Source organism: Pedococcus sp. NPDC057267, assembly GCF_042668795.1.
Taxonomy (GTDB): Bacteria; Actinomycetota; Actinomycetes; order Actinomycetales; family Dermatophilaceae; genus Pedococcus.
In genome coordinates this window covers 19,351-36,032 of the sequence record NZ_JBHUYG010000013.1, presented here as the reverse complement: position 1 = coordinate 36,032, position 16,682 = coordinate 19,351, and the positions used below count along the sequence as shown (strand labels likewise).

The window sequence follows — 16,682 nt, the reverse complement described above, 5'->3', positions numbered from 1 at the left end:
GTGGCAGGGGCGTACCAGCAGCCCGACGGCAAGGTCGTGGTCACGACGATGGTCGAGCGCATCGACCACCGCGGGCCGGACGCGTGCGGCGTCCTGGAGCTGGTCGACCCGGAGACGTCCGTGGTGCTGGGCCACCGGCGGCTGTCGATCATCGACCTGTCGACCGCGTCGGACCAGCCGTTCGCCAAGGACGGCCTGACGCTGAGCTACAACGGCGAGGTCTACAACTACCGCGAGCTGCGGTCCGAGCTCGAGCGGCACCACGGCGTCCGCTTCGCCACCGGCTCGGACACCGAGGTGGTGCTCGAGGCCTGGCGCGCGTGGGGTCCGGCGTCGCTCGCCCGGCTGCGCGGCATGTTCGCCTTCGCCGTCCACGACGCGTCGACGGGCTCGATCACCCTCGCCCGCGACCCGCTGGGCATCAAGCCGCTGTACGTCATGGAGCGCGGGGAGGGCGTCGTCTTCGCCTCCGAGCTCAAGGCGATCCTCGCCGCGGTCGGCAGGGAGCTCACGGTCGACCCGCAGGCGATGGTCGCCTCAGCCCTCTACTACTGGGTGCCGCAGGAGTTCGACTCCGTCCGCGGCGTCTCCAAGCTGCCGCCCGGTACGTGGCGCACGTACCACCGGGACGGGTCACGGTCGGCCGGCGCGTTCTGGGACGTGGTGGAGGAGGCTGCGCGCGCGTCGCGCGGCCCGCAGGCCGACCTCCGGGAGGTCGTCGCGGAGTCGGTGCGGGCGCACCTGGTGTCCGACGCCCCGGTCGCGTCGTTCCTCAGCGGGGGCCTCGACTCCTCGATCGTCACGGCCCTGGCGCACCGCCAGGACCCGTCCATCGAGGCGTACACCATCGCGTTCCGGGCCGAGGACCAGAAGCTCGAGGCCATGCCGGACGACGCGAAGTACGCCCGGATCATGGCCCGGACGCTCGGGATCCGCCTGCACGAGATCGAGATCCGACCGGACGTCGTCAGCCTGCTCCCGCGGATGGTGGACATCCTCGACGAGCCGATCGGCGACCCGGCGGCGATCAACACGCTCCTCATGTGCGACGCGGCACGCGACGCCGGCGTCAAGGTCCTGCTGTCCGGCATGGGTGCCGACGAGCTCTTCGGCGGCTACCGCAAGCACCTCGCCACCCTCGCCACGGCCCGGTACCGCCGGCTGCCCGCGCCGTTGCGCACCGGCGTCATCGCGCCGCTCGTCCGGGCGACGCCGGTCGCGGTCGCCGGCCGCGGCATACGCACCGTCCGGTGGGCGCAGCGGTTCCTCACCTTCGCCGAGCTGCCGGAGGAGGAGGCGTTCCGGCGCAGCTACACCATGTACGACCGCGACGAGCTTGTCGACCTCGTCGACCCGGCGCTGGCCGGCACGGTCGACGGGGTCCTCGACCGGCACCGCGAGGTGTACGAGGACAACGCGCTCGAGCACCAGGTCGACCGGATGTGCCTGGCCGACGCCCGGATGTTCATGGTGGGGCTCAACCTCACCTACACCGACCGCGCCAGCATGGCTGCCTCGACCGAGGTGCGCGTGCCGTTCGTCGACATCGAGGTCTTCCGCGCCGCGTTCTCGGTGCCCGGGCCGGAGAAGATCCGCGGACGGGTGCAGAAGGCCGCGCTCAAGGACGCTGCTCGCGCCTGGCTGCCCGACGAGGTGATCGACCGCCCCAAGGCGAGCTTCGGCGTGCCGCTTCGGGCGTGGGTCGGCAACGACCTGCGCGAGCTGGTCGACGACACGCTGCTGCGCGGCGAGCTCGTCGGCTCCGGCTTCCTGCGCCGGGACCCGTTGCAGCGGCTCGTCGACGACCAGCGCTCGGGCCGGCGCGACGAGTCCAAGCAGATCTGGCAGCTGCTGTGCCTGGAGTACTGGTACCGCAACGTCAGGGCCTCGGGGGTGGCCACCGCATGAACCGCACCGACAGCTGGAGCCGCTCCACCGGCGGCCACGGCATCGACAGCAGGAACGGCACGCGCATGAACAGCACGCGCAGGAACGGCACGAGCAGGGGGCAGGCGTCGTGAAGCAGGTCGCACAGAACTACCGGAGCGGCGAGCTGACGGTGCTCGACGTCCCGGTGCCGTCGTGCAAGCCGGGGGGTGTGCTGGTCCGCTCGCTCTTCTCGCTCATCTCCACGGGCACCGAGATGATGAAGGTGACCGAGGCGCGGCTGTCGCTCCTGGGCAAGGCGCGCGCCAGGCCGGACCAGGTCAAGAAGGTGCTCGACTCGATGGCCCAGCAGGGTCCGGTCGCCACCTACAAGAAGGCGATCAACACCCTCGACAGCTACACGCCGCTGGGCTACTCGCTGTGCGGGGTCGTCGTGGAGGTCGGCGCGGGCGCGGAGGAGTTCGCCGTCGGTGACCTCGTGGCCGCGGCCGGCAACGAGTTCGCGCTCCACGCCGAGCTCAACTGGGTGCCGCGCAACCTGTGCGTCCGCGTCCCCGACGGCGTCGCCCCCGAGCACGCGGCGTTCGCCACGGTCGGCGCCATCGCCATGCAGGGTGTGCGCCGCAGCGAGCCGCAGCTCGGCGAGCTCGCGTGCGTCATCGGGCTCGGCCTCATCGGCCAGCTCGTCGTGCGGCTGCTCGTCGCGTCGGGGGTCCGGGTGGTCGGCGTCGACACCGTGCCCGCCCGCTGCGCCATGGCCGAGGAGGCAGGCGCCATCGCCAGCGGGGCGCCCGACGGGGAGGGCGGCGCCGCGCTCGAGCGCGCGATCGCCGCCGCGACCGGCGGCCTGGGTGCCGACCACGTCTTCCTCGCCGCCGGTGGCGACAGCAACGGCCCGGTCGAGCTGGCCGCCCGGATCGCCCGCGACCGGGCCCGCGTGGTGGACATCGGCAAGACCAAGCTCGAGCTGCCGTGGAACGCCTACTACGAGAAGGAGCTCGACGTCCGGTTCTCGCGCTCCTACGGCCCGGGCCGGTACGACGACCGGTACGAGCTCGAGGGCGTCGACTACCCGGCCGGCTACGTCCGCTGGACCGAGCGCCGCAACCTCGAGTGCTTCCTGCAGCTCCTGGCCGCCGGCTCGGTCGACGTCGGCCCGCTGGTCTCCGGCACGCACCCGGTCGCCGACGCCGAGTCGGTCTACGGACAGCTGCGCGACGGCTCGCTGAAGGGCATCGGCTTCCTCTTCGAGTACCCGGAGGCCGCCGACCAGGTGCCGGCCGCGGCGGCGCCGGCCACGGCATACGCGCGCACCGTGGCTGCACCGCGGCACAGCGACACGTCGCAGCGCACCGGCACCGGCGCGGACGGCGGGACGGTGCGGCTGGGCTTCATCGGCGCGGGCGCCTACGCGAGCTCGATGCTGCTGCCGCACCTCGCGAAGCTGCCGGGCGCGACCCTGGGCACGGTGGCGACCACTCGGTCGCTGTCAGCGGTGAACGCCCAGCGCAAGTTCGGCTTCCGTGCCCTCACGACCGACGCCTCCAGCGTGCTGGAGGACCCCGGCATCGACGCCGTCTTCGTCGTCACGCGGCACCACTCGCACGCCGACTTCGTCTGCCGCGCGCTCGAGGCCGGCAAGGCGGTGTTCGTCGAGAAGCCGCTGGCCCTGACCGCCGAGCAGGTCGACCGCGTGCTGGAGACCGTCGACCGCACCGGCAACGACCGGGTCATGGTCGGCTTCAACCGCAGGTTCGCCCCGCTCTTCACGGACCTGCGGCGGCGGTTCGGCCCGACGGCCGGACCGGTGAGCGTCCGCTACCTCGTCAACGCCGGCCAGCTCTCCACGGGCAGCTGGTACCTCAACGAGGAGCAGGAGGGGTCCCGGTTCCTCGGCGAGGGCGGCCACTTCATCGACACCGTCGGCGCGTGGATCGGGTCCGCACCCGTGGAGGTGACCGCCTTCCAGACCGGCGACGGCGCCGACCTGCAGGCCACCCTGCGGTACGCCGACGGCTCGCTCGCGACGCTGACCTACGCCACGGACGGCAACGCCCGCTTCCCGAAGGAGACGATGGACGTCTCCGGGGCCGGCCGCAACGCCCGGCTCGACAACTTCACCCGCGCCACGGTGTGGAGCCGGTCGGGCAAGGACGTCAAGCGGTCGTATGCCGGCCAGGACAAGGGCCAGCGGGCCGAGGTGGCCGCGTTCGTCGAGGCGGTCCGGACCGGCGGCCCGATGCCGATCGGCCTGGGCTCGCTCGTGTCCACGACGCTCGCCACGATCGCCGTCGAGGAGAGCCTCACCATCGGAGGGCCGGTCAAGCTGTGAGCAGGTCCCTGTCCTGGTACGCCCGCCGGCTGCGCGCGATGTCACCCGGCGAGGTCGGCGCGCGCGTCGGTGACCGCGCCCGGCAGCTCGCGTGGGCGCGTCGCCGGGTCGCCCCGGGCACCGTCCCGCCCGGCGGTCCCGGTGTCGACGGCGTGCCGGGACTGCTCGGCCGGCGGCGGTTCGACGCGACCGTGCCGGCGGGCACGCGCGAGGACGTGCCTGACGCCGCGCGGGAGGCCCTCCTCGCGGCAGCCGACGGCATCCTCGCGGGGCACTGGCTGGTCCTCGGCGTGCCGCGACCGGACGTCGCCGACCCCGACTGGTTCGCCGACCCCGTCACCGGGCGGCGCGCCCCGCAGGACCTCCTCGCCTTCCGGGTCGACCACCGGGACGAGTCCGTGACCGGCAACGTGAAGTCGGTGTGGGAGCTGTCGCGCCACCACCACCTCACGGTGCTCGCCGCCGCGTGGTGGCTCACCGGCGACGACCGGTATGCCGTGGCGGTGGACCGCCAGCTCCGGTCCTGGTGGGCGGCCAACCCGTTCCTCTCGGGCATCCACTGGACCAGCGGGATCGAGCTGGGCACCCGCCTCGTGAGCTGGGTGTGGGTGCGGCGGCTGCTCGACGGGTGGGCCGGTGCGCCCGCCCTGTTCGAGGACAACCCCGAGGCCCTGCGCCAGCTGCGGTGGCACCAGGAGTACCTCGCCGCGTTCCGCAGCCGGGGCTCCTCCTCCAACAACCACCTCGTCGCCGAGGCGGTCGGCCGGCTCGCCGCGGCGTGCGCGTTCCCGTGGTTCGAGGAGAGCAGCCGGTGGCGCCGGTCGGCGGCCGCCAGCCTGGAGACCTCGCTGGACGCCAACACCTTCCCCAGCGGCGTGAACCGGGAGCAGGCCAGCGACTACCACCGCTTCGTCGCCGAGCTGGGCCTGCTGGGCCTGGTCGAGGCGGACGCGGCGGGGGAGCCGCTGGGCGCCGGCACCCGCCGGCTGCTCGCGTCCTGCCTCGACGCGGCAGCCGCGATGGTCGACCGCACCGGCCGGCCGCCGCGCCAAGGGGACGGCGACGAGGGCCGCGGCCTGGTCGTCGACGACCCCGAGCGCGACCCGTGGGCCTCGCTGCTGGCGTGGGGTGCGGCGGTCGTCGGCCCCCAGCCGTGGTGGCAGCCGGTGCCGGCGACCGTGGGCTCGGTGCTGCTCGGCTCGCTGGCCTGGTCGGCGCAGGGCCACCCCGTCGCAGGGCGGCCGGCAGCAGACCGGCCGGACCGTGCCCCGGTGCAGTTCCCCGACGCCGGCCTCCACCTCCTGCGCACGCGTGACGCCGCGCCCGAGATCTGGTGCCGCTGCGACGGGGGTCCCCAGGGGTTCGGCGCGATGGCGGCACACGGCCACGCCGACGCGCTGTCGGTCGAGGTCCGGTGCGACGGCGTGGACCTGCTCGCGGACCCCGGCACGTACTGCTACCACGGTGAGCCGCAGTGGCGGTCGTACTTCCGCTCCACGCTGGCGCACAACACGATCGAGGTCGACGGACAGAGCCAGTCGGTCGAGGGCGGCCCCTTCCTGTGGTCGAGCCGCACGGATGCGGTGGTGGACGAGTTCGACGTCGACGGCGACGTGCAGTCCTGGTCGGCGCACCACACCGGCTACCGGCGGCTGGACCCGGCGCTGCGCCACGACCGGCAGGTCCGCCTGGACGCCGGCACGCGGGTGCTCACCGTGCGCGACACCCTCACCTCCTCGCAACCACACGCCGTGCGGCTCGCCTGGCACCTCGGACCCGAGGTGGGGGTCGCCCTCGACGGACCGGTCGCCGAGCTGTCCTGGGACGCGCCTTCCGGGCGGCGGACCGCTCGGCTCCGGCTCCCCGGCGAGCTCGGGTGGGCCGTCCACCGGGGCGGGACGGACCCGGTGCTCGGCTGGTACTCGCCCCGGTTCGGGGAGCGGGTCCCGGCCACCACCCTGGTCGGGTCCGGTGCGCTCGACGGTGAGCTCGTCCTGACGACCACGCTCGACCTCGCGGCGACGCGGGACCTCGGTGCGGCCCGCCGGCCCGACGCCGTGCGGGAGCTGGTCTCCGCGATCGACGGCGGCACGGCGACGCCCACCACGACCCAGCAGGAGGGACGGCGATGAGCGAGCAGGTGATCGACCTCCGGTCGACGTGGGCGATCCTGCGCCGCCGGGCCGGCGTCCTCGTCGCGGCGGCGGCACTGGGTGCCGCGGGTGGTGCGGCCACCGCCTACGTACAGCCCCCGGCATACACGAGCACGAGCATGGTGCTGCTGCCGTCCGCAGCGCCCGGGTCCAGCGCTGCGGCCTCGAGCCACAGCATCGACACCCAGGTCGCCATCGCCCAGAGCCAGGCCGTGCTCGGCCCCGCGGGGCAGGCCCTGTCCCCGCCGCTGCCGGCCGAGCAGGTCTCCCGGCTCGTCACCGTCGAGTCACCGACCACCGACGTCCTCACCATCACCGCGACGGGGACGACACCGGCCCAGGCCCAGGCCCTCGCGAGCTCCGTGGCCAACGCCGAGATCGAGTACCTCAAGGACGCCGCGAACTCGCTCACCCAGGACAAGAAGACCGCCCTGAACGAGCGGTCCGCCACGCTCAAGTCGAGCCTGGACTCGGTCAACCGGGAGATCAAGGACGCGCAGACGCGGATCGGCAGCGAGTCGCCGTCGTCGACGGGTGGGCGGGCGGACGCCGCCGCCCTCGCGGAGCTGACGGCGCAGCAGGCCAACCTCGTGCTGCAGCTCGACCAGCTGGAGAAGGAAGCTGCTGGCGCGGGCAGCGGCGACACGACCGCAGCGCCGAGCGCCAGCGTGATCCAGCAGGCGTCGCCGGCGCAGCGCACCCCGCTCGCCCTGCGCATGGGGCTCAACGGCCTCGCGGGCGCAGGGCTCGACGTCCTCGTCGTGGCCGGGGTCATCGTGGTGCGGGGCCGTCGGGAGCGCAGCATGCGCTCCCGGGACGAGATCGCCGACGCGGTGGGGATCCCTGTCGTCGCGTCCCTGCGCAGCCGGGCCCCGAAATCGGTCGCCGCCTGGACGACGCTGCTCGGTGCCTACACCCCCGACAACGTCGAGATGTGGACGCTGCGGCAGGTGGTGCGCCTGCTCACCCCGGGGCACCCGGGCAGCCTCGTCCCGGAGGCCGACAAGGGCGCCGCCCCCTCGCACGTCGTCGTCCTCACCCTCGCCGGGGACATGCGGGCGCTCGCCATCGGACCGCAGCTCGCCTCCTTCGCCGCCTCGACCGGCCTGCGGACCCGGCTGGTCACGGCGCAGACCCATGACGCGGGCGACCCGCTGTGGGCCGCGTGCGCCGGCATACCGACCGAGGCCCAGCCACGACCCGGCCTGTCGGTGGACACCCGCGCCGGCGGCCACGCCACCGGCGACCTGTCGGTGGACATCGCGGTGATCGACAGGATCCGGCCCCACGTGCAGCTCAAGGCCTCGGAACGAGCCGCCGTCCTGCTCGCCGTCACCGCAGGTGCGGCGACCGCCGACGAGCTCGCCCGGGCTGCCCTCGCCGCCGACGACGCCGGCCACCCGATCGACCGGATCGTCGTCGTCGACGCCGACCCGCTCGACCGCACGACGGGTCGCCTCGCCCCGGCCGAGCGCGCCCAGCACGTCGTGCTGCCGTCGCTCATGACGGGCTCGGAGGTCGCCGGGGAGGCGACCGCCCTCGACGCACGCAGGAGGCTGCGGTGATCGACGCAACGTGGCGGATCCAGGACGACGACGGGGACGCCGACCTGACCGGTGCGCCCCGACCCCTGATGGGCACCTGGCACTACCTGCGCAACTCGCTGCGGAGAGACTGGCGCACCTGGGCCTCCGTGTCCGCGGTCGGCGCGCTGGTCGGACTGGCGCTGGTCGTCCTCGCGCCCCCGCCGAGCCAGGGCTCGGTGAGCCTGCTCATGGCGCACCCGGCGAACATGGAGGCCCAGTCGGCCATGGCGACGGACGTGAGCCTGCTGACCACGCGGGAGGTCTCCGCCCGTACCGTCGCCAAGCTGGGCCTGCCGATGACGCCGGAGGCCTTCCGCGCGACCATCACTGCCGTCCCGGTGACGACGGAGGTCCTCACCGTCACCGTGTCGGCCCCCGACACCGGGTCGGCCGTCAGGCGTGCGGCAGCCCTCACGTCGGTGTACCTCGACTTCCGCGCCACCCAGCTGCGCTCGCTGAGCAGCGGCCTGGTGAACGGTTACGAGGCGCGGGTCGCAGGCATGCAGAAGGAGGTCTCGCAGATCAACGCCCAGTACGCCACGGCCAGCCAGGAGGGCGGCAACCAGACGCAGGCCACCGAGCTGCTGACCCGCCGCAGCCAGCTCGAGTCCCAGATCTACGACATGCAGCAGTCGATCGCCGACGCAGCCCTCACGACCGACGCCGCCGTCTCCTCGAGCCACGTCATCGACGAGGCGCAACCGGTCAAGGGCTCGCTGAAGCGCACCGCGGCCCTGGACGTCGGTTCCGGCCTCATCGGTGGAACTGCCCTGGGGGTGGGCTTCGTGCTGTTCCGTGCCCTCACCTCCACCAAGGTGCGCCGTCGGGAGGACGTGGCCCTCGCCATGAACACCCCGGTGCGGTACAGCGTCGCCTCGCACTCACGCCTGGTCCGTCGCCTCCGGGGTCGCAGGCGCGACTCCGCACGCACGGGTACGCGGCGTGGGGACCTCGACGTCCTCGTCCGCGGGCTGGAAACCCTGCTCGAGGAATCCACGCCGCCGGACGGGGGAAGGCTGCTCGCGGCGACCGGCCCCACGCACGGAGTCGCCCTCGCGGCCATCGGCGACCCCCGGATCGCCGCCGCGGTGGTCGACTCCCTCGACGCCACGTTGCGCGCCCGGGGGCGCAACCCCTTCGTGGTGGACCTCAGTGCCTCGGGCGCCCTCGCCCGCCGTCGCGGCTCCGGCCGGCGCGGTGCCCGGCACCAGGCGGGGTCGGCGGGCGCGGGAGCGGTGGTCTTCCGGCCCACCGGCGTTCCGGCCCTCGCGACCGGCCCGGCAGGCCTGCGGGGTGGGGCGGTCGACCTCCCCGACGACGCGCCGTGGCGCGAGGCCTGGGAACAGGCGGACGTCGTCCTGGCGCTCGTCGAGGTCGACCCCGGGATCGACGCAGAGCACCTGCGGTCCTGGGTCGGCCAGGTGGTGCCCCTCGTCACGGCCGGCGACTCCTCGGCCGAGCTGCTCGAGACCACGGCAGAGCTGGTGCGGGCGGCCGGGCTCGCCCTGCCGTTCGCGATGCTCGTCGGGGCCGACCGCACGGACGAGAGCTTCGGTGCGGTGGCGTTCGGTGAGTCGGTGCCGCGCAGCCTGGTCCCGCAGCCGTGAGTCTTGCCACTCGCGCCGGGCAGGCGCCGATCGGCGAGCAGCCGGGCGCCCCGTCGCTGCGCACCGGCGCGAAGGAGGTGCCGAGGCTGCTGCTGCTGGCGTGGGGATCACTGCTGCTCAACGTCCTCCCCCCGTACGGCGCTGCGTCCTTCCTGCCGATCCCGCACGCTATGAACCAGGCGATCGCCCAGGGCTCCCTGCTCGTGGCGATCGTCCTCGCCCTCCTCGTCAACCCCCGCATCGTCATCCGCCCCAACCTGTTCCTGGTGCTCGTGTCGACGATGGCCGTCGTGGCGCTGATCGTCAGCATCCACAGCGAGTTCATCGTGGGTTCGACCTACCGCGCCATCCGGCTCTGCGGCTTCGTGCTCGCCCTGTGGCTCCTGACCCCGTGGTGGGGACGTCGCGAGCTGCTGCTGCTGCGCGTGCACCGGCTGTGCCTGTGGGCCGCGGTGGGGTCGGTCGTGCTCGGACTGGTCATCTCGCCGGGCACCGCCATGGGAGACCAGGGTCGGCTGTCCGGGACCATCTGGCCCATGCCGGCGCCCCAGGTGGCCCACTACGCCGCGGTGCTGCTCGGCACCACGGCCCTGCTCTGGATGTGCCGTGTCATCGGGGGCCGGCACGCAGCCCTTGCCATCGTCGTGAGCGTGGCCGTGCTGCTCGGCACCCACACCCGCACGGCGCTGCTCGGTTGCGTGGTGGGCCTCGCGGTCGGATCGGCCAGCCTGTTCCTCGGCCACGCACGGGTGCGGCGCACCTCGGTGTGGACCATCGTGACGGCGATCGTGGGTGGCACGGCGTTCGCCCCGCAGATCCTGGGGTGGCTGGCCCGGGGCCAGAGCGCCCAGGACGCTGCCGAGCTGACCGGCCGCACCAAGGTGTGGAGCGCCGCCACCGAGGGCCAGCGCCCGCTCGTCAACGAGCTGTTCGGCAACGGCCTGTCGAACAAGTCCTTCAACGGCCTGCCCGTCGACAGCAACTGGGTCGCGACCTACATCGATCTCGGCTGGTTCGGGATCGTCATGCAGGTCGCGTTCCTGTTGCTCCTGCTGCTCACGGCGGCCACGCACGTGCGGGGGCTGCGGCGGGCGACCGCGCTGTTCCTCACGGTGTACTGCATCACCGCCTCCTTCACCGAGGTCGGGCCCGGCGACGCCTCGCCCTACCTGCTCGACCTGTTCGTCGCCGCCTCCCTGCTCGCCCCCCGGCCGGACGCCGTGCGTGCCTGGGCCTCGCGCGCGAGACGACCGTCCGCCCAGCGCCCGGGCGGCGGCCTACAGCACGTGCAGTAGGACCGCGTACTACCGGGGACCGTGCCGCCGTGCGCGCGGCGGGACGACGATTCTCGAGTGCTCATCAGCCATGGCGCACCGACGTCCGCGACCGACTCCGCACGGGTCGCGGGGCGGTGGCGCCGGGACGCGGCTCGAGCCGACCGAGGTGGTCGAGCCGTGCCGGTGGCTGCGGTCGCGGGGGCGGCCGGTTGACGACGACGCACGGGAGACGGACATGGTTGGTGCACAAGGCGGCCGGGGCGTGCTTCTCGACCGGGACGGGACGATCATCGTCGACAGCGGCTACGTCGGCTCGGTCAACGACGTTGTCTTCCTCGACGGCGCGATCGAGGCCATCGCCCGCCTCAACGCGGCGGGCGTCCCCGTCGCGGTCGTGACCAACCAGGCCGGGGTCGCCCGCGGCTACTACGAGCTCGAGGACGTCGAGCTGGTGCACAAGCACATGGCGGCGGAGATGGCCCGCGGTGGCGCGCACGTCGACGCGTGGTTCTCCTGCCCCTACCACCCGGACGGCACGGTGGCGCCGTTCGCCCGGGCCAGCGCCGACAGGAAGCCGGGGCCCGGCATGGCGATCGCCGCCGCCGGTGCCCTCGAGCTGGACCTCGCCCGCTCGTGGGTCGTGGGCGACAGCGCCTGCGACGTCGGCCTGGCGCGAGCCGTCGGCGCCTCCCCGTTCCTCGTCGGCGGCGGAGCGACCGCGGAGCCGGGCGTCACCGGCGTGGCGAGCCTCGCCGACGCCGTCGAGCTGATCCTCGCCGAGCTGGCAGCGCCGGTCGCACCGGCTGCGGCGAGCGCGTTCCCGGCCCACGCCTACGGCGACGCGTCGTGGTTCGCCGGCGACTACGCCGACGAGCTGGCCCGCGCCCTGGCCACGGTCGAGGAGGGCCGGTTCGAGGCGGCCGCACGGATCCTCGACGCGGCATACAGCCGGGGAGCCACGGTCTTCTCCATCGGCAACGGGGGCTCGGCGTCCATCGCCAACCACTTCCAGTGCGACCACGTGAAGGGCGTCCGCATCGGCACCGACCTGCTGACCCGCGTGCAGAGCCTGAGCACGAACGTCGAGATCCTCAGCGCGATCGCCAACGACATCGGCTACGACAGCGTGTTCGAGTACCAGCTGCAGTCGCAGGCTCGGCCGGGTGACGTCGTCGTGGCGATCAGCTCCTCGGGGCGCTCGCCGAACATCGTCCGGGCCCTGGAGTGGTGCGCCGCCAACGGCGTGGAGACGATCGCGCTGACCGGGTTCACCGGCGGCCAGTCCCGGGAGCTGGCGACGGTGTCCATCCACGTCGACTCGCTCAACTACGGCGTCATCGAGGACAGCCACCAGGCCTGCATGCACCTGCTGGCGCAGTACGTCAGGCAGTCGCACATGGAGCCGGCTGCGGTCGAGAGCGCGGTGTTCTGACCGATGCGTGTCGCCATCAACCTGTTGACCGACGACCCCGACCACCCCTCCGGAGCCCACTGGTTCTGGACCCGCGTCATCCCCGAGATGGCCGCCAACCTCACCGAGGACGAGGAGCTGCACCTGCTGGTGAGCCCGCGGACCCGGTCGATGCACCAGGGATACGGCCGCGGGGTGCACTACGTGACCTTCCCGTGGTCGAACGAGCGGCGGAACCTGCGCACCCTGAGTGAGCACCTCTACGCGCCGATCCGCCTGCCCCTGAAGAGGATCGACGTCTTCAACACCCTCATCGCCCCGATGGTCAAACCGGCGCCCGGGCTCGTCGCGCACTTCAAGACCATGCACGCGTTCACGGCACCGGAGGCGATCGGCGCCGCGGCACGGCTGTACCGGCGCATCGGCTACCCGCGCACCGCGAGCGTGGCCGACGCGATCATCATCAACTCCGAGAGCCTGCGGGCCGAGGTCGAGGAGCACCTCGACGTCGACCCGGCCAAGCTGCGGCTCATCCCCGAGGCCGTGGACCACGAGGTGTTCCGGCCCGGCGACCCCGAGCAGGCGCGACGGCGCCTCGCCGAGCGGTATGCCGTGGACGCGCCGTTCGTGCTCTTCGTCTCCTCGCTGTGGCCGTACAAGAACTGCGAGGGACTGCTGCGCGCCTTCGCCCTCGTCAAGGGCGACCTCGACGGCCACAAGCTGGTCGTCGTCGGTCCCGGCCGCGACACGGCATACGTCGCCCAGCTGCACGCGCTCGCGGAGGAGCTGGGCATCGCCGAGGACGTGGTCTGGGTCGGGGGAGTCGCGCTCGAGGAGACGGTCGACTTCTACCGGGCCGCGGACGTGTTCGTGTACCCGTCGCACAACGAGACGTTCGGGCTCACCATCCTCGAGGCGATGGCGTGCGGGTGCCCGGTGGTGACGTCGGACCGCAGCGCGATGCCCGAGACGGCAGGCGGTGCAGCGGTGCTGGCCGATCCCGAGGCGCCCGAGACGATCGGCCGCGCCATCCTCGAGGCGATGGCGTCGGGCGACGCCCTGCGCGACCGGGGGCTGGCCCGCGCCGGTGAGTTCACGTGGGCGCAGACGGCCAAGGCGACCCTCGAGGTCTACCGCGAGGTCCACGCGATGAGGAGCGGGCGATGAGGATCCTGGTCACCGGGGGCGCCGGCTTCATCGGCTCGCACACCGCGGACCGCCTGGTGGAGCTGGGCCACGACGTCGTCGTGCTCGACGCCCTCACCGCGCCGGTCCACCGCGACGGCAAGCCGAACTACCTGACGCCCGGCGCGGAGCTGTGGGTGGGCGACGTGCGCGACAAGGACCTGCTCGCCAACCTGCTGCGGCGCGTGGACGCGGTGTACCACTTCGCCGCCTACCAGGACTACCTCACCGACTTCTCGCGGTTCACCTCCACCAACGTCGTCTCCACGGCCCTGATCTACGAGGTCGCGGTGGCCGAGGGCCTCGACCTGCAGCGGGTCGTCGTCGCCTCGTCGCAGTCGGCCATGGGGGAAGGCCTGTACTCCTGCCCGGTCGACGGGCCGCAGGCCCCTGACATGCGACCCGAGTCGGCCCTCGCGAGGGGCGAGTGGGACCACCGGTGCCCGCAGTGCGGTGGCCCGCTGGAGATGCTGCTCACCCCCGAGTCGTTCTCGCACCCGCAGAACGCCTACGGCATGTCGAAGTACGGCGAGGAGATGGTGGCGGTCAACCTCGGCCGCCGCTACGACATCCCGACCGTCGCCCTGCGGTACAGCATCGTCCAGGGCCCGCGGCAGTCGATCTACAACGCGTACTCGGGCGCCTGCCGCATCTTCTGCCTGCACTACCTGCTCGGCTCGGCCCCGACGCTGTACGAGGACGGCGGCATGATCCGCGACTACGTCAACATCCACGACGTCGTCGCCGCCAACGAGCTCGCCCTGACCGACGACCGCGCGGCCGGGCGCGTGTTCAACGTCGGTGGCGGCACGGCATACACGACAGCGGAGTTCGCCGACGTCGTCCGGGCGCACTACGGGTCCGACCTGCCGGCGCGGGTCTCGGGGGAGTACCGCTTCGGCGACACCCGGCACATCCACTCCGACATCTCGGCGCTGCGCGACCTGGGCTGGGAACCCAAGCGGATCCCCGCCGACTCCGTCGCGGAGTATGCCGCGTGGCTCGAGGGGATGCCGGGCCTCGACGACGTGCTCGCCGACGCCGACGCGAAGATGCGACAGCTCGGGGTCGTGCGCCGGGCGGCGACGTGACGCTGCAGCAGCCACGTGACGCCGCCGCCTCGGCGGGCCCGCTGCCGCTGGTCATCGCGATGGTGGCGCGCGAGCGCGGCATCACCGGCGTGCACACCCACGTCCGGCAGCTGCGCCGCTACCTCGACCGCACCGGCACGCCGGCGGAGCTCGTGACCCCGCACTCGTGGGTGTCGGGCGCCGGGGACGCGAGGTCGGCGGGCGCGTGGTGGCGCCGGCTCGTCCTCGCCCCGGCCTTCGGCGCCCGGGTGGTCCTGGAGCGGGCCTGGGGACCGGGCAACGTGTGGTGGTACCGCACCTCGCACGAGGTGGTCCTGCGCCGGGCCCTGCGGCAGCGCCTCTCCGGGGCGGGTCCCTGCGTCGTCTACGCCCAGTGCCCGGTGGCGGCCCGGGCCGCCCTCGCCGCCCGCACCGGCCCCGAGCAGCGGGTGGTCCTCGCGGTCCACTTCCGGATATCCCAGGCCGACGAGTGGGCCGACAAGGGCCAGGTCCGCAAGGGCGGACGGGTGTACCGGTGGGTGCGCGCGACCGAGCGTGAGGTCGTGCCGGCGGTGGACGGGGTGGTGTTCGTCTCACGGTGGGCCCGCGACGCCGTCCGCGCCTGGCTGCCTGCGGTCGACACGGTCCCCGGCACGGTGATCCCCAACTTCGTGGACGGCACCACCGCCGGGCGGAGCTCCGCCCCGCGGGATGTCGGGCCGGCCGCCGGGGAGCGCGCGGGCGACCTGGTGAGCGTCGGCAACCTCGAGGCGGTCAAGAACCACCGCTACCTCCTGCGCGTCGTCGCGGCCGCTCGCGCGCTGGGCCACGACTACACCCTCGACGTCTTCGGGCAGGGGGTGGAGCGGGGGAACCTGCTCGCGCTCGCTCGGGAGCTGGGTGTCTCGGACCTGCTGCGGCTGCGGGGTTTCCAGCCCGACGTGCCGCAGCGGCTGCCGGGCTACCGGGCGTACGTTCACGCGTCGTACTCGGAGTCCTCGTCGCTGGCGATCATGGAGGCGATGGCTGCGGGCCTGCCCGTCGTCTCGGTGCGCGAGAACGCGCTGGGCGAGCTCTTCGTGGACCCGGACGAGGGCCGGTTCTGGCCCCTCGACGACGCGGAGCAGGCGGCGCGGATCCTCGTCGACCTGCTCGAGGACGACGCCGAGGTCGTCAGGGCGGGCGGCGCGGCCAGGGCCGCCTTCCACGACCGCTACGACGCGGAGGTCGTCGCCCCGCGCCTGGTGCGCTTCCTGCTCTCTGGGGCCGTGCCCGAGGTGGACGCCGGGCTCGAGCGGGTCGGCTGATCCGGCGCCACGGTCCGGCGCACCCGTTCCGGGTTGTCACGCAGCGGCAGCAGGCCCACGCCGCTGAGGACGACGAGGGAGAGCAGGACACCGCCTGCGACGTCGGTGGGCCAGTGCGCTGCCGAGACGAGCAGCGCGCGGGCCATGAGGGCGCCGGCCGCGACCACGGGCGCCCACTGCCACCACCGCACGCGCGGTGACAGGACCATCACCGAACCGGCACAGCACACGAGCACCGCCACCACGTGCCCGGACGGGAAGGCACCCCCGGAGGGGGCGACCCAGCCGTGCGGGTCGGGACGCGACAGGGCGACCTTCACCGCGGCCGTCAGCGCGGCCGCGCTGGAGGCGAGGGCGACGGCGAAGAGCGCCGGGCGCCACGTCCGGCGCCATGCGCACGCGGTGGCCGTGGCGGAGGCCAGCACGAGCGCCATGTGCGCCGGAGAGAGTCGCCCCATCCACGGGCTGGCGGAGACCTGCGCCCCGCCCCAGGCGTCGCCGGGCCGGAGCCGGGCGGTCGTCGCGACGTCGAGGGCGTGCGTGGTTCCGGTCGCGACGAGCAGGCCGAGGGCGACGAAGCTGACCGCGCAGCCGAGGGCGAGCCAGGCAGGGCCGGGCAGCCTGCCGAGGGCGGTGCGCATGGACAGGACCCCCTGACGACGGCGTGGATGGCGCGGCTGCCCCGGGTGCCGGAGCCGCCGCGGCGCCCATGCCCTGCACACGGGGACGTACGACTGTCCGCCGACGCTACCGGGGGGCCGAAGCGGGGACATCGGCCGTAATGCGTACGCACCGGCACGGAACGCGCCATCACGGACGGGGCTCCGGCCCGCAGCGGCGGCCCGGTCGTCCTCGGGGAAGCGGTCA

At 73.6% G+C, this 16,682-nt stretch carries 11 protein-coding genes; 10 read left to right on the top strand and 1 reads right to left on the bottom strand.

The window, feature by feature from the left end; translation table 11 throughout:
- The 10 genes from asnB (at nt 1) to ACFUC1_RS05040 (ending at nt 15,815) form a co-directional block, all read left to right on the top strand.
- Nucleotides 1-1,908, top strand: a complete 1,908-nt coding sequence (asnB, locus tag ACFUC1_RS05085; protein ID WP_379117272.1) for an asparagine synthase (glutamine-hydrolyzing) — start codon at nt 1-3, stop codon at nt 1,906-1,908.
- 109 nt (nt 1,909-2,017) lie between these two features.
- Nucleotides 2,018-4,219, top strand: coding sequence for a bi-domain-containing oxidoreductase (locus ACFUC1_RS05080; protein WP_379117270.1), 2,202 nt, complete (start codon nt 2,018-2,020; stop codon nt 4,217-4,219).
- Entirely contained in the window at nt 4,216-6,351 is a 2,136-nt protein-coding gene (locus ACFUC1_RS05075; protein WP_379117268.1) for an alginate lyase family protein, read from the top strand. The genes ACFUC1_RS05080 and ACFUC1_RS05075 overlap by 4 nt, the downstream gene beginning before the upstream one ends.
- Entirely contained in the window at nt 6,348-7,937 is a 1,590-nt protein-coding gene (locus tag ACFUC1_RS05070) for a Wzz/FepE/Etk N-terminal domain-containing protein (RefSeq protein ID WP_379117266.1), read from the top strand. The genes ACFUC1_RS05075 and ACFUC1_RS05070 overlap by 4 nt, the downstream gene beginning before the upstream one ends.
- Entirely contained in the window at nt 7,934-9,565 is a 1,632-nt protein-coding gene (locus tag ACFUC1_RS05065) for a hypothetical protein (protein WP_379117264.1), read from the top strand. Before ACFUC1_RS05070 ends, ACFUC1_RS05065 begins: the two co-directional genes overlap by 4 nt.
- Nucleotides 9,562-10,860, top strand: a complete 1,299-nt coding sequence (locus ACFUC1_RS05060; RefSeq protein WP_379117263.1) for an O-antigen ligase family protein — start codon at nt 9,562-9,564, stop codon at nt 10,858-10,860. Before ACFUC1_RS05065 ends, ACFUC1_RS05060 begins: the two co-directional genes overlap by 4 nt.
- A gap of 217 nt (nt 10,861-11,077) precedes the next feature.
- The gene (locus tag ACFUC1_RS05055; protein WP_379117261.1) at nt 11,078-12,274 is read left to right on the top strand and encodes an HAD-IIIA family hydrolase; all 1,197 of its coding nucleotides are present in this window, start codon (nt 11,078-11,080) and stop codon (nt 12,272-12,274) included.
- A 3-nt stretch (nt 12,275-12,277) separates the two neighbouring features.
- Complete coding sequence (locus ACFUC1_RS05050; RefSeq protein ID WP_379117259.1) at nt 12,278-13,420, top strand: glycosyltransferase family 4 protein; 1,143 nt, start codon at nt 12,278-12,280, stop codon at nt 13,418-13,420.
- The gene (locus tag ACFUC1_RS05045) at nt 13,417-14,529 is read left to right on the top strand and encodes an NAD-dependent epimerase/dehydratase family protein (protein ID WP_379117257.1); all 1,113 of its coding nucleotides are present in this window, start codon (nt 13,417-13,419) and stop codon (nt 14,527-14,529) included. Before ACFUC1_RS05050 ends, ACFUC1_RS05045 begins: the two co-directional genes overlap by 4 nt.
- A complete protein-coding gene (locus tag ACFUC1_RS05040) occupies nt 14,526-15,815 on the top strand; it encodes a glycosyltransferase family 4 protein (protein WP_379117255.1) in 1,290 nt (429 codons plus the stop codon). The genes ACFUC1_RS05045 and ACFUC1_RS05040 overlap by 4 nt, the downstream gene beginning before the upstream one ends.
- On the opposite strand, the gene ACFUC1_RS05035 is transcribed toward ACFUC1_RS05040, so the two are convergent.
- On the bottom strand, nt 15,722-16,456 hold the full coding sequence (locus tag ACFUC1_RS05035; protein WP_379117253.1) for a hypothetical protein: 735 nt from the start codon (nt 16,454-16,456) through the stop codon (nt 15,722-15,724). The genes ACFUC1_RS05040 and ACFUC1_RS05035 overlap by 94 nt on opposite strands.
- Between the last annotated feature and the right edge of the window lie 226 nt (nt 16,457-16,682).

Excerpts from the sequence above, each read along its gene's own strand:
- ACFUC1_RS05070 (WP_379117266.1), top strand. The coding sequence starts at position 6,348 with ATGAGCGAGCAGGTGATCGACCTCCGGTCGACGTGGGCGATCCTGCGC.
- ACFUC1_RS05055 (WP_379117261.1), top strand. The coding sequence starts at position 11,078 with ATGGTTGGTGCACAAGGCGGCCGGGGCGTGCTTCTCGACCGGGACGGG.
- ACFUC1_RS05050 (WP_379117259.1), top strand. The coding sequence starts at position 12,278 with ATGCGTGTCGCCATCAACCTGTTGACCGACGACCCCGACCACCCCTCC.
- ACFUC1_RS05045 (WP_379117257.1), top strand. The coding sequence starts at position 13,417 with ATGAGGATCCTGGTCACCGGGGGCGCCGGCTTCATCGGCTCGCACACC.
- ACFUC1_RS05035 (WP_379117253.1), bottom strand. The coding sequence starts at position 16,456 with ATGCGCACCGCCCTCGGCAGGCTGCCCGGCCCTGCCTGGCTCGCCCTC.